The organism is Kurthia sp. ISK08, from assembly GCF_046159805.1.
GTDB classification, from domain to species: domain Bacteria; phylum Bacillota; class Bacilli; order Bacillales_A; family Planococcaceae; genus Kurthia; species Kurthia gibsonii.
Window position 1 is genome coordinate 18,085 of sequence record NZ_JBJXHL010000004.1, and the last position, 26,029, is coordinate 44,113.

Annotated in this window: 31 protein-coding genes; 14 read left to right on the forward strand and 17 right to left on the reverse strand. The window is 36.0% G+C overall.

The genetic code is table 11. From position 1 onward, the window contains the following. Positions 1 to 139: 139 nt before the first annotated feature. Positions 140 to 703 (reverse strand): DUF5366 family protein, encoded by a 564-nt coding sequence (locus tag ACKVQX_RS08800; protein WP_087680046.1) that lies wholly within the window; start codon positions 701 to 703, stop codon positions 140 to 142. A 175-nt stretch (positions 704 to 878) separates the two neighbouring features. Here ACKVQX_RS08800 and ACKVQX_RS08805 point away from each other — a divergent pair, with 175 nt between their 5' ends. From ACKVQX_RS08805 to mnhG, 7 genes are read left to right on the forward strand one after another with little or no spacing between them, the layout of a single operon-like run. Then, positions 879 to 3,293, forward strand: coding sequence for a Na+/H+ antiporter subunit A (locus ACKVQX_RS08805; RefSeq protein WP_409136213.1), 2,415 nt, complete (start codon positions 879 to 881; stop codon positions 3,291 to 3,293). After that, positions 3,280 to 3,702 (forward strand): Na(+)/H(+) antiporter subunit B, encoded by a 423-nt coding sequence (locus ACKVQX_RS08810; RefSeq protein ID WP_068451542.1) that lies wholly within the window; start codon positions 3,280 to 3,282, stop codon positions 3,700 to 3,702. The genes ACKVQX_RS08805 and ACKVQX_RS08810 overlap by 14 nt, the downstream gene beginning before the upstream one ends. Then, a complete protein-coding gene (locus ACKVQX_RS08815; protein ID WP_068451539.1) occupies positions 3,702 to 4,046 on the forward strand; it encodes a Na(+)/H(+) antiporter subunit C in 345 nt (114 codons plus the stop codon). Before ACKVQX_RS08810 ends, ACKVQX_RS08815 begins: the two co-directional genes overlap by 1 nt. Then, on the forward strand, positions 4,039 to 5,523 hold the full coding sequence (locus tag ACKVQX_RS08820) for a Na+/H+ antiporter subunit D (RefSeq protein ID WP_409136272.1): 1,485 nt from the start codon (positions 4,039 to 4,041) through the stop codon (positions 5,521 to 5,523). The genes ACKVQX_RS08815 and ACKVQX_RS08820 overlap by 8 nt, the downstream gene beginning before the upstream one ends. Positions 5,524 to 5,530: 7 nt before the next feature. Next, the gene (locus ACKVQX_RS08825; protein WP_068451536.1) at positions 5,531 to 6,010 is read left to right on the forward strand and encodes a Na+/H+ antiporter subunit E; all 480 of its coding nucleotides are present in this window, start codon (positions 5,531 to 5,533) and stop codon (positions 6,008 to 6,010) included. Then, positions 6,010 to 6,291 carry a Na(+)/H(+) antiporter subunit F1 gene (locus ACKVQX_RS08830; RefSeq protein WP_068457250.1) on the forward strand — a complete coding sequence of 94 codons (282 nt, stop codon included), beginning with the start codon at positions 6,010 to 6,012 and terminating at the stop codon, positions 6,289 to 6,291. Before ACKVQX_RS08825 ends, ACKVQX_RS08830 begins: the two co-directional genes overlap by 1 nt. Further along, positions 6,275 to 6,652, forward strand: coding sequence for a monovalent cation/H(+) antiporter subunit G (gene mnhG, locus ACKVQX_RS08835; RefSeq protein WP_325943528.1), 378 nt, complete (start codon positions 6,275 to 6,277; stop codon positions 6,650 to 6,652). The genes ACKVQX_RS08830 and mnhG overlap by 17 nt, the downstream gene beginning before the upstream one ends. A 57-nt stretch (positions 6,653 to 6,709) precedes the next feature. Here the strand turns inward: mnhG and ACKVQX_RS08840 are convergent, their stop codons facing one another. Continuing rightward, positions 6,710 to 8,212, reverse strand: coding sequence for a leucyl aminopeptidase (locus ACKVQX_RS08840; RefSeq protein ID WP_325922064.1), 1,503 nt, complete (start codon positions 8,210 to 8,212; stop codon positions 6,710 to 6,712). A 97-nt stretch (positions 8,213 to 8,309) separates the two neighbouring features. Next, positions 8,310 to 8,801: an NUDIX domain-containing protein gene (locus tag ACKVQX_RS08845; protein WP_068451528.1), complete on the reverse strand. Its 492-nt coding sequence runs from the start codon at positions 8,799 to 8,801 to the stop codon at positions 8,310 to 8,312. 148 nt (positions 8,802 to 8,949) lie between these two features. Between ACKVQX_RS08845 and ACKVQX_RS08850 the strand changes: the two genes are divergently transcribed. Beyond that, positions 8,950 to 9,210, forward strand: a complete 261-nt coding sequence (locus ACKVQX_RS08850) for a hypothetical protein (RefSeq protein ID WP_068451525.1) — start codon at positions 8,950 to 8,952, stop codon at positions 9,208 to 9,210. A gap of 49 nt (positions 9,211 to 9,259) precedes the next feature. Here the strand turns inward: ACKVQX_RS08850 and ACKVQX_RS08855 are convergent, their stop codons facing one another. The 3 genes from ACKVQX_RS08855 to ACKVQX_RS08865 all read right to left on the reverse strand — a co-directional run bounded on the left by ACKVQX_RS08855 (position 9,260) and on the right by ACKVQX_RS08865 (position 12,279). After that, positions 9,260 to 10,951, reverse strand: coding sequence for a methyl-accepting chemotaxis protein (locus ACKVQX_RS08855; protein WP_409136214.1), 1,692 nt, complete (start codon positions 10,949 to 10,951; stop codon positions 9,260 to 9,262). A gap of 317 nt (positions 10,952 to 11,268) precedes the next feature. Further along, positions 11,269 to 11,643, reverse strand: coding sequence for a PH domain-containing protein (locus ACKVQX_RS08860; RefSeq protein ID WP_068451519.1), 375 nt, complete (start codon positions 11,641 to 11,643; stop codon positions 11,269 to 11,271). Between the two features lie 273 nt (positions 11,644 to 11,916). Further along, positions 11,917 to 12,279 carry an iron-sulfur cluster assembly accessory protein gene (locus ACKVQX_RS08865; RefSeq protein WP_068451515.1) on the reverse strand — a complete coding sequence of 121 codons (363 nt, stop codon included), beginning with the start codon at positions 12,277 to 12,279 and terminating at the stop codon, positions 11,917 to 11,919. A gap of 143 nt (positions 12,280 to 12,422) precedes the next feature. Between ACKVQX_RS08865 and ACKVQX_RS08870 the strand changes: the two genes are divergently transcribed. After that, on the forward strand, positions 12,423 to 13,109 hold the full coding sequence (locus tag ACKVQX_RS08870; protein WP_068451513.1) for a DUF2225 domain-containing protein: 687 nt from the start codon (positions 12,423 to 12,425) through the stop codon (positions 13,107 to 13,109). A gap of 61 nt (positions 13,110 to 13,170) precedes the next feature. On the opposite strand, the gene ACKVQX_RS08875 is transcribed toward ACKVQX_RS08870, so the two are convergent. Next, a complete protein-coding gene (locus ACKVQX_RS08875; protein WP_068451510.1) occupies positions 13,171 to 13,392 on the reverse strand; it encodes a NifU family protein in 222 nt (73 codons plus the stop codon). An 81-nt stretch (positions 13,393 to 13,473) separates the two neighbouring features. On the opposite strand from ACKVQX_RS08875, the gene ACKVQX_RS08880 reads away from it, so the two are divergent. Then, the gene (locus tag ACKVQX_RS08880) at positions 13,474 to 13,803 is read left to right on the forward strand and encodes a YuzD family protein (protein ID WP_068451506.1); all 330 of its coding nucleotides are present in this window, start codon (positions 13,474 to 13,476) and stop codon (positions 13,801 to 13,803) included. Between the two features lie 121 nt (positions 13,804 to 13,924). Here the strand turns inward: ACKVQX_RS08880 and ACKVQX_RS08885 are convergent, their stop codons facing one another. Further along, positions 13,925 to 14,989, reverse strand: a complete 1,065-nt coding sequence (locus ACKVQX_RS08885) for an NAD(P)/FAD-dependent oxidoreductase (protein ID WP_409136215.1) — start codon at positions 14,987 to 14,989, stop codon at positions 13,925 to 13,927. Positions 14,990 to 15,158: 169 nt separating this feature from the next. Between ACKVQX_RS08885 and ACKVQX_RS08890 the strand changes: the two genes are divergently transcribed. Next, a complete protein-coding gene (locus ACKVQX_RS08890) occupies positions 15,159 to 15,395 on the forward strand; it encodes a YuzB family protein (RefSeq protein ID WP_068451502.1) in 237 nt (78 codons plus the stop codon). 296 nt (positions 15,396 to 15,691) lie between these two features. On the opposite strand, the gene ACKVQX_RS08895 is transcribed toward ACKVQX_RS08890, so the two are convergent. Continuing rightward, positions 15,692 to 16,186 (reverse strand): helix-turn-helix domain-containing protein, encoded by a 495-nt coding sequence (locus ACKVQX_RS08895; protein ID WP_231726978.1) that lies wholly within the window; start codon positions 16,184 to 16,186, stop codon positions 15,692 to 15,694. Between the two features lie 119 nt (positions 16,187 to 16,305). Between ACKVQX_RS08895 and ACKVQX_RS08900 the strand changes: the two genes are divergently transcribed. Then, positions 16,306 to 17,601, forward strand: coding sequence for an MFS transporter (locus ACKVQX_RS08900; RefSeq protein WP_068451499.1), 1,296 nt, complete (start codon positions 16,306 to 16,308; stop codon positions 17,599 to 17,601). Positions 17,602 to 17,603: 2 nt separating this feature from the next. Beyond that, entirely contained in the window at positions 17,604 to 18,575 is a 972-nt protein-coding gene (locus ACKVQX_RS08905) for an ornithine cyclodeaminase family protein (protein ID WP_087680038.1), read from the forward strand. A gap of 62 nt (positions 18,576 to 18,637) precedes the next feature. Here ACKVQX_RS08905 and ACKVQX_RS08910 read toward each other — a convergent pair whose 3' ends face one another. Together ACKVQX_RS08910 and ACKVQX_RS08915 are read right to left on the reverse strand one after the other, a co-directional pair. Next, a complete protein-coding gene (locus ACKVQX_RS08910) occupies positions 18,638 to 19,411 on the reverse strand; it encodes a TIGR01457 family HAD-type hydrolase (protein ID WP_068451493.1) in 774 nt (257 codons plus the stop codon). A 2-nt stretch (positions 19,412 to 19,413) separates the two neighbouring features. After that, the gene (locus ACKVQX_RS08915) at positions 19,414 to 19,866 is read right to left on the reverse strand and encodes a DUF86 domain-containing protein (RefSeq protein WP_087680036.1); all 453 of its coding nucleotides are present in this window, start codon (positions 19,864 to 19,866) and stop codon (positions 19,414 to 19,416) included. Between the two features lie 92 nt (positions 19,867 to 19,958). Between ACKVQX_RS08915 and ACKVQX_RS08920 the strand changes: the two genes are divergently transcribed. Continuing rightward, positions 19,959 to 20,225, forward strand: coding sequence for a DUF3055 domain-containing protein (locus tag ACKVQX_RS08920; protein ID WP_068451488.1), 267 nt, complete (start codon positions 19,959 to 19,961; stop codon positions 20,223 to 20,225). Positions 20,226 to 20,262: 37 nt separating this feature from the next. Here ACKVQX_RS08920 and ACKVQX_RS08925 read toward each other — a convergent pair whose 3' ends face one another. The 6 genes from ACKVQX_RS08925 to ACKVQX_RS08950 form a co-directional block, all read right to left on the reverse strand. Next, positions 20,263 to 20,595, reverse strand: coding sequence for a YutD family protein (locus ACKVQX_RS08925; RefSeq protein ID WP_068451485.1), 333 nt, complete (start codon positions 20,593 to 20,595; stop codon positions 20,263 to 20,265). A gap of 27 nt (positions 20,596 to 20,622) precedes the next feature. Beyond that, a complete protein-coding gene (gene lipA, locus ACKVQX_RS08930; RefSeq protein ID WP_409136216.1) occupies positions 20,623 to 21,549 on the reverse strand; it encodes a lipoyl synthase in 927 nt (308 codons plus the stop codon). A 155-nt stretch (positions 21,550 to 21,704) separates the two neighbouring features. Continuing rightward, positions 21,705 to 22,802 (reverse strand): HD-GYP domain-containing protein, encoded by a 1,098-nt coding sequence (locus ACKVQX_RS08935; RefSeq protein ID WP_068451479.1) that lies wholly within the window; start codon positions 22,800 to 22,802, stop codon positions 21,705 to 21,707. 81 nt (positions 22,803 to 22,883) lie between these two features. Further along, on the reverse strand, positions 22,884 to 24,251 hold the full coding sequence (locus ACKVQX_RS08940) for a bifunctional UDP-sugar hydrolase/5'-nucleotidase (protein WP_285215337.1): 1,368 nt from the start codon (positions 24,249 to 24,251) through the stop codon (positions 22,884 to 22,886). A 43-nt stretch (positions 24,252 to 24,294) separates the two neighbouring features. Then, on the reverse strand, positions 24,295 to 25,116 hold the full coding sequence (locus ACKVQX_RS08945) for a sulfite exporter TauE/SafE family protein (protein WP_068451473.1): 822 nt from the start codon (positions 25,114 to 25,116) through the stop codon (positions 24,295 to 24,297). Beyond that, positions 25,113 to 25,973: a DUF72 domain-containing protein gene (locus ACKVQX_RS08950; protein ID WP_068451471.1), complete on the reverse strand. Its 861-nt coding sequence runs from the start codon at positions 25,971 to 25,973 to the stop codon at positions 25,113 to 25,115. Before ACKVQX_RS08950 ends, ACKVQX_RS08945 begins: the two co-directional genes overlap by 4 nt. Positions 25,974 to 26,029: the final 56 nt, after the last annotated feature.

The window sequence follows — 26,029 nt, forward strand, 5'->3', positions numbered from 1 at the left end:
CAGGCTGGGACATAAGTGCAAAAAATACATCCCACATGAGCATAAGAAAAACTGGAATCGCGCTGTGGCGCGGTTCCAGTTTTTCGTTGCGAACGCTAAAAAGGGAAGTGAAATGTTTCGTCCCAGTCTGTTTTGTATTTTACGATTTGAATGGCAAACTCGAAATAATCCCATTGTATAATTTTAATCCTGCATACACAACGAGCGTTAAAATAATCGCCCATACAACAATTTCAAAAAGCATAACACCAATGGATGCACCGAATGATACATGTACACTGATTTTATAAATAATATAAACAAAATAAATAAAGACAGTTGTAATAAATATGCCACCAAGTATATAAATATTTGAAATACCTGCTGCCGAAACCAGTGCACCGAAGAAGAAAATTACATTTCCACCACGAATCACAATCAAACTTTTACCATCCATATCTTTCGAAAAGAATAGCATGCCCATCTCGTGAATGGTCTCGCCGATTAATTTAAGAGCTGAAAAAATCATGAAATAAACTGCTGCAATAACAATTAATAGGAACACACGCAGTTGAATTTCAGATAGAAACTCCCGTACCCCCGCATATACACCAATTTTTTTAAATAGGACTAAACTTTCTGTTACGGAATACAATCCGAATGTTAAACTAAAGAGAATGATGGTAATTAACGGTAGATAGCCATAGATATATGGATTCTTCATAAAAAAATTTTACCTCGATTTTCGCGTAATTTTTTGTCTGTTTCTTCATATTTATAATATCGGAAAAATAGATTCACAATCAAGCGGGAATCCATTTGCCGAACCATGCAAAGCGCTCATTTATGAGCTATACTGTTGTTTAATCCATTGATTATTATTTGAAAGGGGGATTATAGTGAATCAAGTTCTACTCATTTTCCTACCCGTTTTATTTGCACTCTTCGTGCCACTACTTTATAAAACGTTCTCACGTATACATACGGGTTGGTTTGTTTTATTGGTTCCACTTACGCTCGCAATATACTATGCGCGCTTTATTCCAAACATTACAGAAGGTCCTTATACATCTACCTTCTACTGGGTAAAGTCACTCGACTTATCCGTAACATCTTATTTAGACGGTCTTAGTTTACTGTTCTCTTTATTAATTACCATTATTGGTTCATTAGTTGTTTTATACTCGATTTTTTATTTGGATCGAAAAAAAGAACAGCTGCATAATTTTTATTTCTATTTACTAATGTTCATGACAGCCATGCTTGGCGTGGTTCAATCCGATCATTTAATTAGTTTATATCTATTTTGGGAATTAACATCGATTTCATCTTTCCTACTGATCGGTTATTGGTACAATCGCGATCGATCTCGTTTTGGTGCGCTTAAATCGATGATGATTACTGTTTTTGGTGGTCTGATGATGCTCGGTGGATTTTTACTTCTTGCACAGGCAGGTGGTAGCTATTCCATTCGTGAATTGATTGCAAATGGTTCAGTGATTGCTGATTCGCCCTACTTCATTTGGATGATTGTACTCATTCTATTAGGTGCATTTACAAAATCTGCTCAGTTCCCATTCTATATTTGGTTACCAGATGCGATGGAAGCACCAACACCAGTTAGTGCATACCTTCACTCTGCCACAATGGTAAAAGCAGGGATTTACTTAGTTGCACGTCTAACACCATTATTTGCAGTGAGTGAATATTGGATTTGGCTCGTTGTTTTAAGTGGTTTGATTACATTATTCTGGGGTTCATTCTTCGCTGTAAAGCAAACCGACTTAAAAGGAATTCTCGCATTCTCGACTGTCAGTCAGCTAGGAATGATTATGGCGATGCTTGGTGCAGCGGGGATTGCATTCCATGTAGAATCTCCACAAAAGACAATTTTTGCATTTGCTGCCTATGCGGCTATTTTCCATCTTGTGAATCACGCCACATTCAAAGGTAGTTTATTCATGGTTGCCGGAATTGTTGATCATGAAACAGGTACACGTGATATTCGAAAACTTGGTGGCTTAATGAGCTTAATGCCAATTAGTTTTACAATTGCTGCAATCGGTAGTTTAGCAATGGCTGGTTTACCACCATTCAATGGATTTTTAAGTAAAGAATTATTTTTAACTTCTATGCTTTCATTAAAAGAATTTTCACTATTCAATTTTTCAACATGGGGTCCTATTCTTCCATGGGTCGCATTTGTTGCAAGTATTTTTACATTTGTTTACTGTCTATACTTCTTGTATTACACATTTATGGGCAAAGGAAATACAAGCAAATTACCGAAGAAGCCACATGAAGCACCGATTGGTATGTTAATTTCGCCAATTATTTTAGCTTCACTTGTTGTAGCAATCTTCTTCATTCCAAATGTTATCGGTAAATACTTCATTAAACCAGCTGTTCTTGCCATGCAACCACAGCTTTATGAAACAATTGATGATATTCCAATTCATGTACAAGCTTGGCATGGTTGGACAACTGAACTACAAATGACAATTGGTATTGTTGTCATCGGGTTCTTACTCTTTATAACACTTAAAAAATGGCAACCCATTTATCGTTTCGTATCAGAAAAATGGTCGTTGAATGGTCTTTATAACCGTTTAATGCGTTTTGCGGACGTAGATAGTCAGAAATTATCGAATCTTTATATGACAGGTTCGATGCGCCACTACTTAATGTATATGTTCGCTTTCATGGTTGTCGCTGTTATTTCGACATTGTTTATGAGTAATGGATTTAACTATAGTACAGCGAATACAGCAGAGGTTGGTATTTTTGAAATTGCAACCTTAATTGTCATGGTTATTGGTACATTAACGGTACTGATTGCACGCACACGCTTAACTGCGATTATTGCACTTGGCGCTGTCGGTTACTCGGTTGCATTATTCTTTATTATTTTCAATGCACCTGACTTAGCGCTAACACAATTAGTAATCGAAACTGTATCAGTTGCGCTATTCCTATTAGCCTTTTATCATCTCCCAAAAATGTCACGTCACGAAGAACGTATGCCATTTAAAATTAATAACTTTTTAATTGCGCTTGGTGTTGGCGTCATGGTGACACTTGTTGCACTATCTGCACAGTCACAAAAATTACTTCCATCCATCAGCCAATATTATAAAGATACGGTTTATACAAAAGCAGGTGGCGGTAATATCGTCAATGTAATTCTTGTTGACTATCGTGGATTTGATACATTATTCGAAATCACTGTACTCGCAATCGCTGGTATGGCGATTCTTGGCATGATTAAATTACGTCGTCCAAAGAAGGAGAAGAAAACACATGAAACTAAATAACGTCATTTTAAAAACAACCACACAAGTTGTATTTTTCATGATTTTCCTTTTCTCCATTCATATCTTCTTTGCAGGACACTTCTCTCCTGGAGGCGGATTTGTTGGTGGACTTCTTACAGCAAGTGCACTTGTGTTACTTCTATTAACATATGATTTAAAAACGGTACAGCAGTTATTACCAATCAACTACACAACAATGACAGCGATTGGTTTACTCCTGTCATTAGGTACAGCTGCTACGTCTGCCTTTTTGGGCGATGCGTTCTTTAAACATTATTTTGATCATTTCACACTACCATTATTCGGCGACACAGAACTACATACAGCGATGTTATTTGACCTCGGTGTTTATCTGGTCGTTGTCGGTGTCACAATGATTATTATTCAATCGATTGGAGGGGATGAATAATGGAAGTTGTCATGTCCTTTGCTATTGGATTTTTATTCATGGCTGCTGTCTATTTAATTCTTTCTAAAAGTATTTTACGTATTATTATCGGTACAGGCTTATTAAGTCATGGTGCGCATTTACTCATCTTAACAATGGGTGGTCTAGGCGGTGAAGCACCTCCTGTTTTAGCAGATGGTGTTACAAATATGGCGGATCCTCTACCACAAGCCTTAATCTTAACAGCGATTGTGATTAGCTTTGGTGTCACAGCCTTCTTCTTAGTACTTGCATATCGTGCATATCAAGAACTTGGAACAGATAACTTAGATGAAATTAGGAGGATTTTAGCAGATGATGACTAACTTTTTATTAACACCAATCATTCTTCCTTTTTTCACAGCCATTCTTTTAATGTTCGCTCCGAAAAAAGTATATTATCAACGTGTCGTAACACTTGTTAGTTTGATTTTAACGACAGCTTGTGCAGTTTACTTAATTCAAACGATTCACACAGAAGGCATCCAAGTTGTTACATTTGGTAACTGGCCGGAACCATTCGGTATTACGATGGTTGCTGATATGGTCGCGATGCTACTTGTGACGACAAGTGTTATCGTTGCACTATTTACAGTTTGGTATAGTTTCAAATCAATCGGGGTTGAACGTGAAAAATTCTTCTACTATCCTGGCGTACTTTTAATGCTAACAGGTGTTAACGGAGCATTTTTAACAGGGGATATTTTCAACTTATTCGTATTCTTTGAAGTATTACTTATGGCTTCTTATTTACTGAGTGTATTAGGCGGGGAAAAAGGTCAGCTACGTGAATCCATTAAGTATATTCTCGTAAATGTTATTTCTTCAGCACTATTCGTTATTACAGTAGCCTTCTTATATTCTGTAGTTGGTACATTGAATATGGCGGATATTTCAGTGAAAATTGCCGAACTGAATCAACCAGGAATTATTACAACAATTGGCGTACTGTTCTTAATCGTTTTCGGATTAAAAGCAGCCATCTTCCCATTATTCTTCTGGTTACCGAGTGCTTATGCTGCACCACCAGTTCCTGTTCTTGCACTATTTGGAGCCCTCTTAACAAAAGTTGGTGTATACGCAATTACGCGTACATATACGTTATTCTTCGTACATGATACAGGTTTTACACATACACTCTTACTCGTATTAAGTTGTTTAACGATTTTAGCGGGATGTATTGGAGCGCTTTCGACATTCAATGTTAAAAATATTATCATCTATAATATTGTGATTGCAGTTGGGGTTATCTTATATGGTGTCGCACAAATGAATGAAGATGGCTTGATGGGTGCGATGTTCTATATCGTTCATGATATGTTCATCAAAGCCGCACTATTCTTCTTAGTTGGTATTATGATTGTCGTGACTGGCACAGCCAATTTGAAAAAGATGGGTGGTATTATGCGCACCTATCCAACGCTCGCTTGGACCTATTTAATCGCTGCATTTGGTCTTGCTGGTATTCCACCATTAAGTGGCTTCATCGGTAAAATGTTGATTGTAGAAGGCGGACTTGCAGCTGGAAATCTATGGTCTAGTCTTTGGATTTTACTATCTAGCTTAATCGTACTACTATCCGTTATTCGAATCTTTATTTACGGCTTCTGGGGTGAAGCAAAAACACTCGTTCCAAAAGAATCGAGAACGCATTATAAACAACTCTTGATTCCAAGCATGCTACTTGTTTTATTAACGGTAGCATACGGCGTAGGTGCAGAATGGATTACACCGTATATGCAAGACGCCGCAGAGGTACTATTACATCCATCTGTTTATACAGATGCGGTATTAAAGGAGTGATTGACGCATGGCAATTCAAGTACTATTGAATTTTTTCCTTGCATTCATTTGGATGTTTTTATCCATTAACTTCACACCCCAAGGCTTTGTTATTGGCTATTTACTCGGGATTATTATGCTCTTCATTATGCGTAACATGTTCCCTTCTCGTTTTTACATCGACCGACTTTGGTCTGCAATTCGCCTTGCATTCTTATTTCTAAAAGAATTGTGGTTGGCCAATATTGCAGTTGTGAAAATTGCACTCGCACCTAAAATGGACATGGAGCCTGCTTTCTTCGCTTATCCGACTATTTTAGAAAAAGAATGGGAAATTACATTATTGTCAAGCTTGATTACATTAACGCCTGGTACGATTGTTGTACATGTATCAGACGATTCAAAAACACTTTATATTCATGCGATTGATATTGATGATGTCGATGACACAATCGAGTCAATTAAACAATCATTTGAAAAAGCTATCTTGGAGGTGAGTCGCTCATGATGGATTACTTCATACTTATTCTCATCGTTCTGATCTCACTTACGATGATTCCTATTATTTACCGCTTAGTGAAAGGACCTACTGCACCTGATCGTATTATTGCGCTTGATGCAATTGGTGTTTGTATTATCGCTTTAGTCGGTCTATTTTCTATCTATGTGAAAACAAGTTTTTATGTGGAAATAGCATTACTATTAGCGATTCTTTCTTTCATTGGCACGACAGCCTTTTCTAAATTCTTAGAGAAGGGAGATATTATCGAACGTGACAATTCTAATTAATACCTTAATTGTTATTTCACTGGCGCTAGGAACGTTTTTTATCATTGTGACAGCAATTGGTCTACTTCGTTTCCCAGACGCTTATACACGCGCTCATGCTGCTTCTAAGAGTGCCACACTAGGTGTTATGTTCATCTTGATTGGTACTTTCATTCATTTCTGGTCTGTAGAGGGCGTTTACAATCCGAGAATTCTACTGGGGATTTTATTCTTGTTCGTTACAGGTCCTGTGGGTGGGCACTTAATGGCACGCGCTGCTTACTTTTCAGGTGTTAAACCTTGGAAAGGTACAGTAAAAGATGATTTAAAAGCAGAGTATCTCCGTAAAAAAGCAGAAGAAGAACAAATAACTAAAAAATAATAAAGAGACCAAAACGACTCGAGAGTTCGTTTTGGTCTCTTTTACTATCGATATTTATTATATGTCAATTTCTTGTTCAGTTTGACGCATAATATAAGTTGCAAGCGAACGTACCATGACACCTGTACCGCCTTTTGGTCCTAAGTCATGCGCTGCATTCGCGTCTGATGTACCTGCAATGTCTAAATGAATCCACGGTGTATCTCCAACAAACTCACGGATAAATCCACCACCAAAAATCATATGACCATCGCCACCTGGTGAGTTATTTAAATCCGCTATATCTGACTTACGTACGCGCTGTAAATCATTCTTTGTCAGTGGCATCAACCATGTAAACTCATTGGTTTCTTCAGTTGCTGCTAAAAATTCTTGATAAAATGCTTCATCATTTGTTAATGCACCTGTTTTATCATAACCAAGCGCTGTAATCACACCGCCTGTTAATGTAGCTAAATCAATGATTGAAGAAGCTCCCTGTTGTTTCGCATAAGCTACTGCATCTGCTAAAACAAGACGACCTTCCGCATCTGTATTTAAAATTTCAACCGTTTTGCCACTATAAGTTGTAATGACATCATCTGGCTTGAATGCACTCCCAGAAATCATATTATCTGTTGCGCCAATAATTGCCATAACATTATGGTTTGGTCGTAATTCACCGATAATACGCATCGCACCGAGAACTGCTGCTGCTCCGCCCATATCGCCCTTCATACCAACAATACCAGTCTTCGTTTTTAATGAATAACCACCTGTGTCAAATGTTACTCCTTTCCCTACAAAGGCAGTTACATTCGTCCATTCTTCTCGTGGTTGATATTTCATCGTAATAAGACGTGGTTCCTCTTGTGACCCTTTATTAACTGCTAAAATTGCACCCATTCCTAATTCTTCTAATTCAGTTTTTGTTAATATTTCTATTTCAAAATCATATGTAGCCGCAATACCTTTTGCATAATCTGCTAATAGTGGTGCTGTTAAAATATTACCTGGTAAATTCACTAGACGCCTCGCTTCATTTACAGCTTGACCATAAATTTCACCCACTTCTAATGCTGCACGTATGACGACATCTTCTGCATGCGAAATAAACTTCACTTCTTCTAAATAAATTGCAGGGATATTTTCAGAGGTGCGGTAATGGTCCATTTTATAATGCCCCATCACAATACCTTCCATCGCAATTGATGCAACATCTTCTGTCGTGATATCATCCGTTACGAATGAATCTATCCAGATTGCGAAATTTGATAGACGAAGTTGTTGAATTTCTTTCCCTACTAACCCAAAAGCTTGTCTTAGTTCTTCAGGTGTTAAATGTTTACGGTTTCCTAGACCAACATATAAAATACGTGGTACACGTGTAAGTGTTGTCGGTAGTTTTGTTCTCTTTTTTAAACCAACTGCAATATCATCTGATTTAAGCCACGTATTTGTTTGTTCACCAAACACCTCTGTAAATGTATTCCATTCACTTAAGTTTGTTTGATGCTCAGACACTCCTACAATAAGTAAATCTGCTGTTACATTCTCTAATGTCTGTTGTGTAAATTGCATACAATACCATTCCCCCATTCATTTTTTCTCTCTCTTTTATTATTCAATATTTTTATATAGAAAGCCAATCATTCATTCGAAATACGAAACATAAGCATTAAAAATATAATTTATAAGCAGTATAGCCAAAAATATTATCTTTCTCAAGTTCACCTAATCGTAATGGTTTAGCCATTAAATCTAACTCTAATAATTCCAAAATCATCAAAGAAGTTCGCTTATCTTCTCTCAATTTTTCTGGTGACATCCAGCAAGCTTCATATAGTTCATCTAATTGAGGTATAATCTGTTGTTGCGCTGAATGTGCTGTTAATAAGAAAACTGCTAAATTGTCGCTAATATCATATTTTAATACGCCTGTACGAAATCCTAAAAATCCTTGTAGTGCTGGTTTTACATTCGTTTCTTCCTCTAGTTCACGCAGACAAGCCTCATCAACTGTTTCACCTGGTTGTACAAAGCCTGCTGGCAATGACCATTTGCCATCTAACCCACCATATCTTTTCATAACCACTAGCCATTCACCTGATTCATTCACAACAAGTCCTGCTACACCAAGCCATACTCGTGTACGTTCATTCGGATCCATTCGTATCACCTCTCTCGAACAATCATTTTCCTCTACCATTCCCTTAAATTCGTTCGGTTCATACCTTTTTCTCTCACTTTTGCAATCTGACGTTTGTTTTTTATCATGAAGGAAATATTTTATGTAAAAAGAAAAAGGAGGTTTTTATATGAAACAACTCGATTTAACTTTTTTCAAACTCGGCCATCATCTTTTACAAGCAAGTGAGGAATGTCATTATTATCGCTTTCAATTAGCAGAAAATCCACTACAAGCCTCAAACTACGGTGAAATTTTCATGCCGAAAGAGGCAGAAAAGCCGAGTCGTATTATTTTTTATGATGAACACCATCAAACAGAACAATTAGATGAAACACCTTCATGGTTTATGGACTGCTTTAATATTTTAAAGCGCTCATACCATGTTTAATACATTAAAAAAATCGAGAACTCGGTCCATTCCGAATTCTCGATTTTATTTATACTTTAAACTTTCTCACCAATATTTGAAGATTTTCTGCCATATCAGATAATGATGCAGAAGATGCTGCAATTTCTTCCATTGCTGCTAATTGTTCTTCTGTAGCAGAAGCCATCTCTTGCGTCCCTTGATCTGTTTGTTCTGTAATTTGTTCTAGAATAGATGTTTGTCGTGCCATTTGTTCGGTACTCCTATTCATTACATTGAATGACTTTGTTACCTCTTGCATTTTTGTAGCAGTTTCTGCAATCGATTGTTGAATCGACTCAAATGATGTACCTGCTACTTTTACAAGTCCTATTCCAGCTGTTACTTTATTCGTAGTTGCATTCATCGAATGAACTGTTTGAGCGGTCTCTTGCTGGATAGTCGCAATTAAATCTGAAATTTGCTTTGCAGATTCTGCCGATTGTTCTGCTAACTTTCTTACTTCCTCGGAAACAATCGTAAAACCACGCCCATGTTCTCCTGCTCGAGCTGCTTCAATTGCAGCATTGAGTGCAAGTAGATTCGTCTGTTCTGCAATGGCCGTAATGGTATCCACAATTTGACGAATTTCACTCGAACGTTCACCTAAGTGTGTTACATCTTCTGATAAATTACTTACCGTCTGATTGATTTCATCCATTTGAGTCGTCATATTACTAATCGCTTTTGCGCCTTCTATCGCTTGTTCAGAAGCAATTGTAGCTGTTTTAGTTGCTTGATTCGTATGTTTAGTCATGTCATCTACAATCGCAGTTACTTGTTGCACCGTTGAAGTTGTCTCATGTAAACTTTGAATTTGTTTTTCAGAACCATGTGCCACTTCTTGGACAGTTGTAGATATTTTTTCTGTCGCATGCGTTGTTTCTTCTGAACTCGCTGTTAATTGTTCAGAAGATGCGGCTACTTGTTCAGCACTCGAGCTAACTTCTCGAATTAAAGAGCGTAACTGCTCCAACATTTGATTAAATGTTTTTCCCATCACGCCTAATTCATCTTTTGTTGTGACTGGAATTTCTTTTGTTAGGTCACCTTCACCTTCCGCAATCTCTTTTAAAGAGTCTGTCATACTATTAATAGGATGTATAATTGAACGCGCAATGAGATAAGCAAATACTTGTCCAATTACAAGTAAAATGAATACTAATGCATAGAATGTGATGGATTGATTCTTTTGTGTACTCTCTAAATTCTCTTTATACACTACAATCTCTTGATTCACTACCTCAGTCATTTTTTCAACACTTGGATCTACTAATTCTTTACGGATACTACGCTGTTTCTCTGTATGTACCATTAAAGCTTGTTTTTTATCGCCTCGTTGATAAAAATTCATCATATCCTTAGACTGCTCAAAGTATTGATTCATATTTTCTTCAATTGTCTGTAAACCTTGTAAATTATCTTTTTCTAAATGCGGCATTTTTTTCGCCTCATTTAAATAAGTCGCAATATCTTCTTTCTTCTGTTCAATTTGTTGAGTTAATGCTTCTTCACCTGTTAGTAAATAAGCACGTTCATCATTTGAAATACCCGTAAAACGATATTGAACTGATTTTAGTAATAACTGAAAGGCTTCGTGTTCTTGCATAATTTCATAGGCTTGCTTTGTAGACTTCAATTGATAAATCGACATACCAGCTGTAATGATTACTGCTGTTGTTAATACCAACATAACAAGCCTTAACTTCGCTTTAATTTTCACGCAAAATCCTCCATGTCTAATTTCTCTAGTTAGCATAAGACTATTGTACCTATTACTTAAGTATTAGACAATGTAAATCGCAGAACTTTTTATTTTACCCTAAAAATTTAATAATTTCGCTAATTTTGTCTGATATATTAGTTTTTCAACGATTGATTATAAACTTGAAACACATGCATGAGATTGTTGGTGAATTATCATTAACAATACGAACTATAGCCATTTTACTTTGCAAATCTCAATCTGTTAGTATGTCGCATGTCAGCAAAAAAAAGAACGACCTACATAATAGAATGTTGGCCGTCTATATATTGTTACTATAAAATGTACCCCGCCAGTACGCTTTGAACTTGATAAATATTAGTCGCTTTATTAAAGTTTTTCTGTATTGGAACGGCACTTCCAGAAACCCATATCTTTAATTCTGCATCTAAATCAAATGTGCCTGCAGTTTCAACAGAAAAATGAACGATATTTTTATATGGAATCGAATGATACGCTGTTTTCTTTCCAGTAACACCTTGCTTATCAATTAAAATAAGCCGCTTATTGGTAAAGATAAATGTATCTCTTATAACTTTGTATGCGTTCTCTATTGTTTCTCCAGATATTAATAACTCTTTTAGTTCTTCCTGTAATTTAGTTATACTCGCTTCGGATGCGTTTCCCATTAGTCCATCAAATAGCCCCATATCAAATCCCACCTTCAATTATTTTATATATCAAACTAATTTTACCATTTATTCAAGCGAATTAGAATCTTAATCCTATTACCTATTTTATGAACTTTATTTAGCTGTTCATTTCATGAATATCGGTCATAAAAAAAGCGCTCCCTTCCATATTATTTTTCAATACAGAAGAAAGTGCTTTTTATCATTAATATTCAAATATGTGATGAAAACTAACTAGCACATAGTTGTTATAAATACGTTTGCATGTCACACTACTGTTCACTCAAGAAATTAGCAGTTTTCAGGTGTTCCAGCAACTTTTGCTGTTCTGAATGATGTACCGCAACCACATGATGCGATAGCATTTGGATTGTCGATTGTGAAACCGCCACCCATTAGAGATTGTTTATAATCGATTTTTGTACCTTGTAAAATAGCTGCGTCTTCTTTTGAAACAATCACTTTTAATCCATTTTCCTCGAACTCAACGTCTGTTTCTTGTTTTTCTTGATCGAAGCCCATACCGTATGTTAAGCCGCTACAACCGCCACCTTTTACAGAGACGCGTAAGAACGCTGCTTCTTCTCCATTATTCTTCATCATTTCGTGAATATGGAAAACTGCTGCTTCTGTTATCTGAACGACATTTGTCATTTGCTTCACCTTCTTTCTTTCCTTTATCATATCAATTTTTCACATCAGAGTAAAACAACAAAACTTTTCATTTTCATCGCTATTTTTCGACAAATTATGATATAATAGTCTCATACATAACGTGAGAAATGAGGACTGTTAATATGGAAATAACTCCTTATTATGATAAACAAATGACATGTATTCATTGTCAAAAGAAATTTAACACTACAAAGATTCGCAAAAGCACAGTGAAAGTTGTGACAACAGACTCAGATTTTCATCCTATCTATGAAGGTGTGAATCCTCTGTACTATAATGTATTCGTTTGTGAACATTGTGGTTTGGCATTTACAGAGGACTTTTCTACTTATTTTGCACCGGGAACGCGTGAAGCGCTTCAATCACGTATTTGCGATCATTGGCAACCGCATTCTTTTGATGGGGAACGTACACATAACCAAGCTATTCAATCGTATCAACTCGCAATTATTTGCGGTGAAATAAAAAAAGAAAAAAATGTGTTACTTGCTGGACTTGCTCTTCGTACGGCTTGGCTTTACCGTGAACAAGGAAAAACCGATTGGGAAATTCGTTTCTTGGAAAGTGCGCGCGATAAATACGTTGAAAGCTATTTACAAGGTGATTATCAAGGGCTTGGTATGGGCGAATTAAAAATCCTCTACTTAATTGGAGAACTATCACGTAAACTTGGGGATATTGATATGGCAACACGTTACTTCTCACGTGTACTCGAAAAACAACGCACCTCAAACGAAACACGCATCGTTCAAATGACAAAAGAGATTTGGCAAGAGATACGTGAGAAAAAAGAAAAAGATATTGGGTAATACCCATACATATAAAAAAAGAGCGCGTCACGTTCGACACGCTCTTTTAAGCATACGTTGATTAGAATACTTGTTCAACCTCAATAACACCAGGTACTTCTTCTAATAATGCACGTTCAATACCTGCTTTTAATGTAATTGTCGAACTTGGGCAACTACCGCATGCACCTAATAAACGTAATTTTACAATTCCGTCCTCGATGTCTACTAATTCACAGTCACCGCCGTCGCGTAAAAGGAACGGACGTAATTTATCTAAAACTTCTTGTACTTGTTCTGTCATTTATATCGACTCCTTTCTCTAAAATCATTATAATATTTATAGGCTTAAAAATCTATTAAAGAAATCGTGAGGGGATTAAAAGTGTCAGAAACAAATGTAGAAATTGAAATCTACGGAGCTAGCGTCCAATGTGCTAGTTGCGTGAATGCACCGTCATCCATCGATACGTATGATTGGTTGAAAGCAGCGATTGGACGTAAATATCCAAACCAACCTTTCAATATCACTTACATCGATATTGAGCAACCAATTGAGAATGAGCGCCATGCCGAATGGGCAGAGAAGGTTCAAAACGACGAATTTTTCTATCCACTTGTATTAATTAATAACGAAGTCGTTGGAGAAGGTTACATTCAGCTTAAACCAGTTCTTACACATCTAGAGCAATACGGTTTCAAAGTACCAGAATAGATTGAATAAAGAGTCTATGGGATACATCACCCATCTCTTTTAAATAAATATAAAAAAAGATCAACCTCGGTATTGTGAGATTGATCTTTTTTATGTTGCTATGTACAATCAGAAGGCTAATTTAGCCGTTTTGATTTTTGTACATCCATAGTAAACCAGATTTCATAAGACGTGCAATACGTCCTGTTACAGTACGGTCTGCTAAGTAAACGAAGCCTTGTTTCTTACCAAGCGCACCCATAAAGCCTTTTAATTTAATGTCTGGCATTTTTTCAGGTAGTGATTCATTCGCCCATACTTTTTTCAGTACCGTAACAATTTGCTCACCTTGTTCCTCTGCTAGTTGTGCAGATGGTCCAAATTGAGAAGCTGCACAGTCACCCACTACATAGATACTTGTATCGACTGGTGTTTGGTGGTATTGGTTCACAGCTACACGTCCGCAGTCCATTTCAAGCTCTAAATCACGTACGACTTTCACAGGTTGAATCCCTGCAGTCCAAACGATTAAATCAATATCAATTTGATCTTCATGATTGTAAAGTGTTGCTTTACCGACTTTTGTAATATTTGAGTTTGCAATAACATCGACATCATGTTTATCGAACCATTTTTTAACGTATTTTGATAAGCGTTCAGGGAAAGTTTTCAAAATACGAGGACCGCGGTCAAATAGTTTAATTTTTAAGTCTGAACGGCTTTCACGCAGTTCTGAAGCTAATTCAATACCAGATAATCCTGCTCCAACAATCCCTACTGTAGCGCCTGCTGGTAATGCTGAAATTGCATCGTATGCTTTACGTGATTTTGCCATTGTTTGAATGCTATATGAATGTTCTTCAGCGCCAGGTACGTTATGGAAGTTGTCTTCACAACCTAACCCAATAACTAATTCGTCATACGGAATTTCTTTACCATCTTCTAAAAACACAGCTTTTTTATCGCGATCAATATTCACGACTTCACCATAGACAATTGATAAACGTTCATGAGTTGGGAATGTCACACGCATATGTGTTTCAGGTGTTGTACCTGCCGCAAGTGCGTAGAATTCCGTTTTTAAACTATGGTACGGTGCGCGATCAACTAACGTAATTTGAACATCTTGTGGTAAGTTATTTGGTAATAGACGTAATAAAATACGCATATTGCCGTAACCTCCACCTAATAAGACTAAATTTCTCATTAGAACTCTCCTTTTCTGCTCACAATATCGTAACATTTTCTTTATCCCTAACGAGTATAAACGATTGTGAGAAGTTTCACAATATGTTTGTGAGAAGTTTCACAATTAAAATCAACTGATTGACGAAAATCGCGAAAAATAGTACTATCCTCTTTAGAGGTGACGCAACATGAATCCATTAGTTGAATTTTGCGTCAGTAACCTGGCAAATGGTGCACAAGATGCATTTGAAGTTTTAGAGAATGATCCGAATATCGATGTACTCGAATATGGCTGCCTAAGTTATTGTACGCGCTGTTCTGAAAGTTTATATGCGCTTGTCGACGGTGAGATGGTCGAAGCCGAAACTCCAGAAGAACTGACAAAAAAAATCTACAAACACATTGAAGAAAATCCATTATTTTAAATAATAAAAACTATAGTTTACGTAAAAAAGCTTGAGACAAAAATATTTCAAGCAATAATGATCCCGTATGATTTCTAAAGTCATACGGGATCATTTATTTATATCAATTTTCGCTTCGAAAAACGCTTTCCTCAGGAGTCGTTTTCTACTTGTTCAATTGATTCAATTATTCTTATTTAAAATACACTGATTTTGTTCTGTATAAATCTCTTTTACTATGTGTTACTTTTTAAATAATACTTCTTTATTAATATATTATTTTAAGTATGCATATTCTATAAATTATTTTTCAAACTTTAAATGTTAGAAATAACAATTAGTTCACAACTATTGGCTGTTTCATTTCGCCAATAATGCCCTTTAGATGCATCATAAAATAGCGTTTCTCCTTTTTTCAAAAAATAATCTTTTTTTTCAAGCGTTATATGTACTTCACCTTCTATTACATAAATAAATTCATGACCAAAATGTTGAATTTCGTCTCCTCGATTTTCATATGGTTTTAAGGTTACATGCAGCGGCTTAAAATTAGCATCTGTAATCCCGTTTGATAAATCCTTATAAATAAAAGGTAATTTATATTCTTCTTGTTCTGTATCACTGAAAAATGCACTTGGATGAATTTGAAGTGTATCTGCTATTTTTCTAAGTGTTTCTAATGTTGGGCTACATTTATCAAGTTCTACTTGAGATAAAAAACTAATGGACACATTTGTTTTTTCTGATAGCTCTTTCAAAGTCATTTTTAGTTCTTTTCTGCGTATTCTAATTTGTTTACCTATTGTTGACACGATGTCACCTCTTTTTTATTTTACATTAATTATAATAAAGTAATTGACAGAATTTTTTCAACTCTTTACACTATGAATTGAAGTAATACTTCAATTCATAGTAATTAGGGGTGACACAAATGGATAAAAAGCAAGAAAGAAGAATTTGGTTAGCGAGTTTAGTTGGGAGTTCTATAGAATGGTTTGATTATTTTTTATATGCAACTGTCGCTGGTTTAGTTTTTAATCAAGTGTTTTTTGTTTCAGAAGATCCAACTGTTGGTTTATTACTATCTTATGCATCACTTGCGTTAGCATTTTTCATTCGTCCATTCGGTGGAATTATTTTCAGCCATATAGGGGATAAAATCGGACGAAAAAAGACGTTAATCATTACTTTATCATTAATGGGTGGCGCTACATTTTTAATGGGTGTATTACCTACATATCAAGCTATTGGTGTAGCTGCACCAATATTATTGGTTTCGTTACGGCTTATTCAAGGTCTAGGTATTGGTGGCGAGTGGGGAGGCGCTTTATTATTAGCGTATGAATATGCACCACCTGAAAAAAGAGGTCTTTATGGCTCTATTCCGCAAATGGGTGTCACAATTGGTATGTTTTTAGGCACAGGTGCTTTAACATTTATTACATCTGTTATTTCTATAGATGCCTTCGTGTCATGGGGATGGCGCGTACCATTTATTTTAAGTGCATTTTTAGTTTTATTTGGTTTCTGGATTCGAAAAGGTATCGATGAAACGCCAGATTTTAAAAATTTAAAGGAATCTGGTGAGGTAGTTAAGGTACCTTTGTTCGAAACACTTAAAACACATTGGCGAGAAGTTTTAATTGCAATTGGAGCAAAGGTAGTAGAAACTGCTCCGTTTTACATCTTCGGTACTTTTGTTATTTCTTATGCAACTACACAACTTGATTTCACTTATGTAGAAGCACTCATAGCTGTTATGGTAGCAACAGTTGTTACAACTGTTTTAATACCTATCATGGGTAGCTTATCTGATAAAATTGGACGAAAGAAAATGTATATCTATGGTGTTTTAGCTATGTTTATTTATGCTTTTCCATATTTCTTACTCCTACATCAAGGTACTTTCATCACTTTACTAATATCAACTGTTATTGGCCTAGGTGTAATTTGGGCGCCTATTACTGCCGTTTTAGGAACTATGTTCTCTGAAATTTTCGATGCTAAAGTTCGTTATACAGGTATAACTCTAGGCTATCAAATTGGTGCAGCATTAGCTGGTGGAACAGCTCCACTCGTAGCAACAGCTTTACTATTAGAATTTAATAATTCATGGATTCCTATAGCACTTTACATTATGTTAACAGCAATTATCTCATTAATTTCTGTTTGGGCTATTCGAGATTCAAAGAAAACAGAAAAAACAATCGCATTAAAGGAGACTTAACTATGTATATATTCGAAACAGACTTAATGGAACAACACTATACGATGGCCGATGCCATCCAAGATATTAAAAGAACATTAAAAGCAAAAGCAGAAGGATTCATTGAAAGCCCTGAACGCACAGTGTTAGATGTCAAAAAACAAAATGCTTCAGCTTTATATATGCCCTGTTGTAATCTACAATCTGAAATGGCTTCTGTAAAAATCATTTCAGTCTTTCCAAATAACCCTGCTAAAGGGCTAGCTACTTCACAAGGTATTATCATACTAACCGACTTAAAAGATGGACAACATGTAGCAACTTTAGAAGCTTCATATTTGACGAGATTACGCACAGGTGCACTTTCTGCTATCGCCACGGATCGCTTTGCTAAAAAAGACGCTAACTGTTTAGCTGTTATTGGAACTGGTGCAATGGCTCTTGAGCAAGTAATGGGTGTGTCAGAAGTTAGAACTCTAGAAAAGATTTTCTTATATAATCGCTCAATCGAAAAAGCTCAGAAATTTAAAGAAATCTTAATAGCAAAAGGCTTACAAGCAGAAATAACGATTTGTGAAAGTGCTGATGAAGCAACGAGACAAGCAAGTATTATTAATTGTGCTACTCGTTCAAATACATCCGTCATTCATAAAGATGCTATAAAACCCAATACTCATATTAATGCAGTTGGCTCTTATTTACCTGATATGAGAGAAGTGGATACAGATTTGATTATCAAAGAAAATCAAATTATTGTAGATGACCTAGTGGGTGTAAAACATGAAGCAGGCGAATTTATTGCAGCTGTAGAATCAGGACAAATTAGTTGGAATAACATTTATGCTACATTAGAAGACGTTGTTACAAATTCTGAGCTAAAGAAAAATTCATCTATCACGATTTTTAAATCAGTTGGTGCAGCCTATTTTGATTTAGCTGTTGCTGAAGGTGTTTATAAAAAGCTTCATTCACAAAGTAAAGAGATTACTTTATAGATATATTTAAATAAGAAAAAGAGAAAGCATTCATATTGAATGTCTTTCTCTTTTTTATACATCTATTCAAAAAAGTTTTTCAACTCTTCTAATGTCTGTACATAATATGTTGGTTTTAGCTTTTGCATACGTACTTGTTCTGTTGGTGATACGCCTGTATTCACATGGCATGTATCAATTCCAAAATGAATTCCTGCTAAAATGTCGGTCTCATAATTGTCTCCAATCATAATCATGCGACTTTTTTCTAGTTGGAATGTTTCTTGCAAGGCTGCTAACATATGCGGCTCAGGCTTACCAATACTAATTGGCTCTACATTTGATACTTCCGCTAATAATCGAACAAGGCTTCCGTTCCCTGGAACGAAACCACGCTCTTTCGGAATTTTCAAATCTCCATTCGTTGCAATGAACTTTGCACCGTTTTGTAGTTGATACCCCGCAAGTTCCATCTTCTCATAATTTAACGTCGTATCAAGACCTTGTACAACGAGTTGTGCATGGTCTTCTACAATCGGAATACCCTCTTGTTCAAGCGCCTCATACAAACCCGTTTCACCAATAATAAAAGCGGTTTCATTTGGATAGTACTTCGCAATATATTTCGCTGTCGCAATGGCAGATGTCATGATGTGATCTCGCTCTAATTCAATCCCCATACCCGATAGCTTTTCATAAATTTGCTGTTGTGTCATCTTCGCATTATTCGTTACGTAAAAAGGACGAATACCTTGCGCACGTAAGAACTGAATGAATTCACGTGCCTCCGGAATAACTGTAGAACCTCGGTAAACAGTACCGTCTAAATCAAAACAATACGATGTATAGTTTTTCATAGTTAGTCTCCTTCTGGGATGAACGCAGTAACAACAATACCTGACTCTCTTTCAACAAACTTTTCTACAGACGGCTTAAATTGTTTTAAGTTTGGTAATACTTCATTCATTGTAGCTAATAGAGCATCGATATCTACTTCTAAAATATCACGCACAAGTACACGACGGTGACTAATCAATGCTTTTAAAGGCGCTTCCATATCAGGTGTTACAACTTTTTCATCCACTAAGATATCGATAATATCATCATAACTTCCTGGATCACGCATAATAAAACCATCAATTAATGTATTCCCTACATCAATAACTGCTTCAATCAACACATTGGCAATACGAGCTGCTGCTAATTCATGAACTGTATCTTGTTTCCAATCTGTTGTTGTTTCAAATGTTTGGAGTAAAGAGTCCATATAAACTAGATTTTTCGTAATTTTTTTACTATCGATGAAATACATTTGTACTTCTCCTCCATTCAAGGAATTAAGTTTGTTGAATCTTCTCTTATATAGTAACATATCTTTAGGAACTAGAGGGGGCAAGGTATAAAATGGACAGATTTTTCTTATATGATGACCAAGAAGACACATCAACGCGCTTTGTAAGCTTTATGGGCGAGGAACAGCGCTATGATTTAGCCATCATGCAAAGTACACGTTTTTACGGAAAATTAATCGTAATGGATATGCAATATAGTCGTTTCGCCATCATCGGTTCGGATGATTTAGATGAGCCTGGCTATCTCGAACATGTATTCAATCGTTCAGAAAAAGAAGCACAGGAACTACGTGAATATTTATATGAATTAGTTCACTAATAAAAAAGTAGCCCCTAATTAAAGGAGCTACTTTTCTTTATTCGCTGACTTCATTTTCTACAACTTCTGTTTCTACTTCTTGTACGACTTCTGGTTGCTTTTCGCCTCTTTTGAGTACAAAATATGCTGCACCAAAATTACAGTACTCATATAAATAATCTTGAAGTGTACCGATTTTTGTATCAAATGTTGCCTTGGCATTTTGATCATCATAAAAACCTTTTAAACGCAATTGACCATATCCCCAATCGCCCACGATATAATCATATTTCGCTAAAATATCGCTATAACGATTGGTGAAATCTTCTAGTTTAAAAGCCTCACGATAGTCTGTCTCAAGTGTATAAAGATATCCACCTGCACTAATCATATTCATCGTCCTCCGCTTATGGAGTGATTATTGATTTGACATTTGACGTTGTTTTGTTGCTGCATTTACTTGCTCGTCCGCATGGTAACTACTACGTACTAACGGACCCGCTTCACAGTGGCTAAATCCTTTACTCATCGCTACTTTACGTAACTTACCAAACTCAATTGGTGAGTAATATTTTTTAACTGGTAAATGCTTTTTCGTAGGTTGTAAATATTGACCAATTGTCATAATGTCTACGTTATTTGCACGTAAATCATCTATCACTTCATAAATTTCTTCTTCTGTCTCTCCTAATCCTATCATAAGTGATGACTTTGTAGGAATATCTGGCTGCATTTCTTTTGCACGACGTAAGAATTCTAACGAGCGATCATATGTTGCACGCGCACGTACACGTTTTGTTAAGCTACGTACCGTTTCAATATTATGATTTAAAATATCTGGACGCGCATCCATTAAAATACGTAAATTCTCCTCGATTCCACCCATATCTGATGGTAATACTTCAACTGATGTTTGAGGACTTTTACGACGAATGGCACGCACTGTTTCAGCTAATACGCTAGCACCGCCATCTTTTAAATCATCACGTGCTACAACTGTAATAACAACATGCTTCAGATTCATTAGTACAACCGAATCTGCTACACGTTCTGGTTCTGCTAAGTCTAATTCATTTGGTAAGCCTGTTTTAACAGCGCAGAAACGACAAGCGCGTGTACATACATCTCCTAAAATCATAAATGTTGCTGTACGACGCTCTCCCCAACACTCATGAATATTCGGACAACGTGCTTCCTCACAAACTGTATGTAGGTTTTTTTCTCGCATTAATTTTTTTAATCCACGATACTCGTCATTCGTATTTAGTTTGATTTTTAACCAATCTGGTTTACGAATATGTTCTTCTTTATTTGATTTTTGATTTGTCGGTTTACATGATGACACAAATATTCAGCTCCCATCATTATTTTAAGTAATCCCTTGCTTGTGTCAATGTACCATAAACGTGCTACTGTTACAACATTCAAAACCAATTATTTCAATCTTCTTTACAGAAAAAAAAAAGAGAAACTGCATACGAGTACAATTTCTCTTTTCTATTATTCACTTAAAACATAATCTAATTCGACTTTTACAATCTCAACATCATCTTCTAATTGATATTCATATGTAGCTTTTAATAATTGATTATCTTCTTCAAAAATACGTAGACCTGGTTTATTCGGTTGTGCATGATTTTGTTTATACACGATTCCTCGACGACCATCTGATAACAAAACAACCGAACCATTTGTATAAATCGCAATGACTTTTTCAAAAGCACGAACAACACGCTCATCATACAATGTACCCATACCTTCTTTAATAATTTCCATACCTTGTGAAGGGAGCATCTTATTACGATAGACACGGTTGGATGTCACCGCATCAAATACATCTGCAACTGCTATAATTTTAGCATAGGGATGAATTTCAAAATCAACCAGTCCACGTGGATAACCACTACCATCTAAACGCTCATGGTGTTGGAATGCACAGTGTGCTGAAAGTAATGAAATCGTATGTAGATTACGCAATAAATCAAAACCATAACGTGCATGCAACTTCATCGTATCGAATTCTTCTGATGTTAAGCGACCTGGCTTGTTTAAAATCTCAAATGGAATGAGCATTTTTCCAACATCATGAAGCATCGCGCCAATACCGATTTGACGAATTTCCTCTGCATTATATCCTAATTCGCGTGCAATGGAGATGGAATAGATGGTCACCTGCAACGAATGTTGATAAATATATTCATCATAAATGAATGCATCGCTTAATACTGTTACAATCTCTTTACTCTCGAAAATATAGTCCATTAAATCATTAATGATTGATACAAATTGCTTCGAATTTTCATCTAGACAATACGTGATGTTTTTTTCTCTTGTTGCACGTTTAATGCTATTAAAAGAGTCTTGTATTTGTTGAATAGCTTTATGTCTTACTTGTAATGGTACAGTTTCTTGGACATCAATGTCTTTTGAAATAGTATCTTCAATATACACATAGTGAATATTAAGTTGTACTAAGCGCCCAATAATACGATCCGTAATCTGTACACCATCTTGCAAAAGTGGTCTTCCGGAATCATTCCAAATTGTGCGTCCAATGACCATACCTGGCTTAAGCGATTTCGTTGAAATTAGCCTCATTCTTAATCCCCATTTGCTGTTTAGTCTCTTAATTGATTTTATTATATAACATATATGGCAAATATAAGAATGGAAATTAGCCTATTTCCCAAAATATTTGTAACCATATATTGCTAAAATATCGCGTAAAAAATGTGGGAGTAAATATGTTTTTTTCATATCCTTTAATTCTGGGAAAAACCAACCAAATGTAAACATATCGAGTGTCACTACTTGAATACGCGCATCATCTTGCTTTTTCATACCATTTACATAAAGTTCATCCTTTTTTACCTCACAGTGATACTTTAGCATCTTACCTAAAATGCGCCCCCTGAAGCCCAATCCTTTTAGCTCCATTTGAGACCATTCTGCATTTTGCTCATCTATTTTTTGTAAACACGCCTTCAATTGTGTGCCTGTCATCTCAATCTTACAAGCATTAATTGGATGGGGCAGCATTTGATGTAAATCATATGCAGTAACAGGACCCTTTTTCAGTGGGGTTAAAAAGATACCTGCACTAAAAAATGCACAATCTGCCTTTGCATAGTCCATCAATGCTTCTGCAAAAAAACGTGCCAAATGACTATCGTGTTGCCATTCTAAATTATAATAGCGAGAAGCATGAAATACTTCTACACTTAATTGTTCTTTTCCCCAATTATGAAGCGCTTCGAATTCACGTGTCTCTCCCTCAACGTGTGGTAATTGACTTGTCTCGATTAACTCTGTTTCAATCTTTTCGATTTTATGGTTTTCTGCACTATATTTAATAACAGAATAACCAATATACTGTCCAAATTTTCCACCCCCTGTTAACAAGGCTTGTTCTACTTTCTTGCCATGTTTTAATACATGATGGGTATGTGAACCGATAATTAAATCAATATTTGGAATCGTACTAGCTAATATTTCATCTGAATTTAGACCTAAATGAGATAGACATATTACAATATCGGTCCTTTCACCGATTTCTTTAGCAGTTTTTTGCAAATTTTTTATAGGATCTGTGACTTTCCAACCTAACGGGCCATAATAATCATAAAAAGGAGCTGTTGCACCAATTACCCCTATTTTTATCCTGTCGTGCGTTGTATAGATTTTATAAGGGGATGCCCATACAGGCTGGGTATCATCTTGTTCTTTTAAATTCGATAAAATCACATCAAATTCTGTCTGTTCGTAAAGCGCTGCTAAAGCCTCTTTTGATAAGGTAATGCCTTCGTTATTACCAATTGTCACAGCATCATAGCCAGCTTCATCTAACAAGTGAACATTCTCTCGTCCAAGCGTTGCTTCTGTATAAAGGTCCGCTCGATCAATAAAATCTCCTAAATCAAAAATAAAACAAGCTTCTCCTTGTTGTTCGTGTATTCGACGCTGTGTTTGTAAATACTCACGCGTCCTTGCCCATGTTTTCAGATGACTATGAATATCATTCGTATGATAAATATGAATCGTTGTCATCTCATTCACTTCCTTATCTTCGTATTCGTGAAATGCTTACTCTTTATATTAATCCTACTACAATTGAACGAATTCCGAGAATCAGAAGCATAATTCTTAAAATAAAAATTACTGTATCTGACCCCAACCGTTTATTCCAAGCCGCACCAACTTTTGCACCAATATAAGCTCCTGGTATGACAGCTAATACTAAATGCCATGGAACATGCCCAAAGTAAATATGTGAAGCCGAATTAACAAGTGATGTTAAAAATACTAAAAACATCGATGTGGCAACTGCAATATGTGGTGGGAATAAAAAAAGAATGACAAGCATTGGCACAATCATAGATCCCCCGCCAATCCCAAACATACCTGACATCATACCAATTACAAATGTCATCACGAATGCAAACCAAATTGGATAGCCGTATGTATAACTTTTACCATCTAAATCTGTTTTTGTTATTTGCATACCATGATTTTTAAACCATTCAATCGGTTTAAATCGATTTTTAAAAATTAAAATGAGTGATAGTACAATCAATAATAGACCAAAGTAAAGGTTAAATGATGGCAAATCTAGCTGTTTACTAATCCATGCGCCAACGAATGTACCAGGAATACTTCCCGCGAATAAAATGAACCCAGATTTATAATCTACCGTACCTGACTTTATATACGATAAAGTTGAAGATAGGCCGATAAAAATCATCATAATGACGGATAAGCCAACAATTTTTTGTGGTGTTAGCTCTGGAATCATTCCTTGTGAAATACCAAAGTATAGCAATGCGGGTACAAGAATAACGCCCCCACCCAATCCGACTAATGCACCAATAATCCCTGAACAAAGTGAAAAAAATAAAATAATTGCGTATGTCATGTGTCATCTCCCCCAAATAAATCGAGCTGTTTTGGCGCAAGTCCATCGTAAGAAAGACCGAGCATATGAACCAGTGTTTTCGCATTTGGAAAAGCATCATAATCTGAATTATTATTAAAAACGACATATACATCTTGCACTTGTTTTTGAAGTGTCTCAATGACAGTTTTTAATTCTTGTAATTCCTCTTCATTATAATGATATAAAAAACGTACTTTTCGCCACTGTTCATTGTTCCCAGGATTACGCCATCCATGTACGTTTCGTCCATGAATTCTCACGAGTGCCTTATTCGATGTTGCCTGTGCAACAAGTGGAACACTGCCTTCTCCAACTTGCGGTTCATCACATACTGTATGAATTAGTTGTAATGATTTGAGTAATTGAAAAGTTCCTTCACGATACGGTTTGTCGTACCATGTACGATTTCGAAATTCAATCGCAACCGGAAAATCAGCTAACTGTTGTTTCACATAGCGTATATATTGTACATTTTTAAATTGGCAATCAAACCATGGTGGAAACTGTACAAGGACAGCCGCTAAACGTCCTGCCCGCTGAAAGATTTCGGCTACCTCTCGGAAAGCTTGGAACATCTCACCTTTTGTTTCATATGGTAAATTCTCACGTAGATGTCCTGTCATTCCTTGATACGCTTTTAATATGAATCGAAAGGTGGTTGGCGTATCATCCAGCCATTTTTGAATTGATTTTTCATTTGGAATCGCATAAAACGATGTATCCACTTCAACAATCGGGAAATGTCCACTATAATCGTATAATTTATCTGTTGCTTTCGTTGTTTTACTATATGCTGCTGGGTGATCTCCCCAGCCTGTTAAGCCAACATAAATCATCACTTCACATCCTTTCTTACTATGATAAAGGTATTTGCATTAAAAAAACAGCCACT

Bases quoted from the DNA above. Each gene is read 5' to 3' on its own strand.
- ACKVQX_RS08800 (WP_087680046.1), bottom strand. From the start codon at position 703: ATGAAGAATCCATATATCTATGGCTATCTACCGTTAATTACCATCATT.
- ACKVQX_RS08810 (WP_068451542.1), top strand. From the start codon at position 3,280: ATGAAACTAAATAACGTCATTTTAAAAACAACCACACAAGTTGTATTT.
- ACKVQX_RS08815 (WP_068451539.1), top strand. From the start codon at position 3,702: ATGGAAGTTGTCATGTCCTTTGCTATTGGATTTTTATTCATGGCTGCT.
- ACKVQX_RS08820 (WP_409136272.1), top strand. From the start codon at position 4,039: ATGACTAACTTTTTATTAACACCAATCATTCTTCCTTTTTTCACAGCC.
- ACKVQX_RS08825 (WP_068451536.1), top strand. From the start codon at position 5,531: ATGGCAATTCAAGTACTATTGAATTTTTTCCTTGCATTCATTTGGATG.
- ACKVQX_RS08830 (WP_068457250.1), top strand. From the start codon at position 6,010: ATGGATTACTTCATACTTATTCTCATCGTTCTGATCTCACTTACGATG.
- ACKVQX_RS08840 (WP_325922064.1), bottom strand. From the start codon at position 8,212: ATGCAATTTACACAACAGACATTAGAGAATGTAACAGCAGATTTACTT.
- ACKVQX_RS08845 (WP_068451528.1), bottom strand. From the start codon at position 8,801: ATGGATCCGAATGAACGTACACGAGTATGGCTTGGTGTAGCAGGACTT.
- ACKVQX_RS08850 (WP_068451525.1), top strand. From the start codon at position 8,950: ATGAAACAACTCGATTTAACTTTTTTCAAACTCGGCCATCATCTTTTA.
- ACKVQX_RS08860 (WP_068451519.1), bottom strand. From the start codon at position 11,643: ATGGGGCTATTTGATGGACTAATGGGAAACGCATCCGAAGCGAGTATA.
- ACKVQX_RS08865 (WP_068451515.1), bottom strand. From the start codon at position 12,279: ATGACAAATGTCGTTCAGATAACAGAAGCAGCAGTTTTCCATATTCAC.
- ACKVQX_RS08870 (WP_068451513.1), top strand. From the start codon at position 12,423: ATGGAAATAACTCCTTATTATGATAAACAAATGACATGTATTCATTGT.
- ACKVQX_RS08875 (WP_068451510.1), bottom strand. From the start codon at position 13,392: ATGACAGAACAAGTACAAGAAGTTTTAGATAAATTACGTCCGTTCCTT.
- ACKVQX_RS08885 (WP_409136215.1), bottom strand. From the start codon at position 14,989: ATGAGAAATTTAGTCTTATTAGGTGGAGGTTACGGCAATATGCGTATT.
- ACKVQX_RS08890 (WP_068451502.1), top strand. From the start codon at position 15,159: ATGAATCCATTAGTTGAATTTTGCGTCAGTAACCTGGCAAATGGTGCA.
- ACKVQX_RS08900 (WP_068451499.1), top strand. From the start codon at position 16,306: ATGGATAAAAAGCAAGAAAGAAGAATTTGGTTAGCGAGTTTAGTTGGG.
- ACKVQX_RS08905 (WP_087680038.1), top strand. From the start codon at position 17,604: ATGTATATATTCGAAACAGACTTAATGGAACAACACTATACGATGGCC.
- ACKVQX_RS08910 (WP_068451493.1), bottom strand. From the start codon at position 19,411: ATGAAAAACTATACATCGTATTGTTTTGATTTAGACGGTACTGTTTAC.
- ACKVQX_RS08915 (WP_087680036.1), bottom strand. From the start codon at position 19,866: ATGTATTTCATCGATAGTAAAAAAATTACGAAAAATCTAGTTTATATG.
- ACKVQX_RS08920 (WP_068451488.1), top strand. From the start codon at position 19,959: ATGGACAGATTTTTCTTATATGATGACCAAGAAGACACATCAACGCGC.
- ACKVQX_RS08925 (WP_068451485.1), bottom strand. From the start codon at position 20,595: ATGATTAGTGCAGGTGGATATCTTTATACACTTGAGACAGACTATCGT.
- ACKVQX_RS08935 (WP_068451479.1), bottom strand. From the start codon at position 22,802: ATGAGGCTAATTTCAACGAAATCGCTTAAGCCAGGTATGGTCATTGGA.
- ACKVQX_RS08940 (WP_285215337.1), bottom strand. From the start codon at position 24,251: ATGACAACGATTCATATTTATCATACGAATGATATTCATAGTCATCTG.
- ACKVQX_RS08945 (WP_068451473.1), bottom strand. From the start codon at position 25,116: ATGACATACGCAATTATTTTATTTTTTTCACTTTGTTCAGGGATTATT.
- ACKVQX_RS08950 (WP_068451471.1), bottom strand. From the start codon at position 25,973: ATGATTTATGTTGGCTTAACAGGCTGGGGAGATCACCCAGCAGCATAT.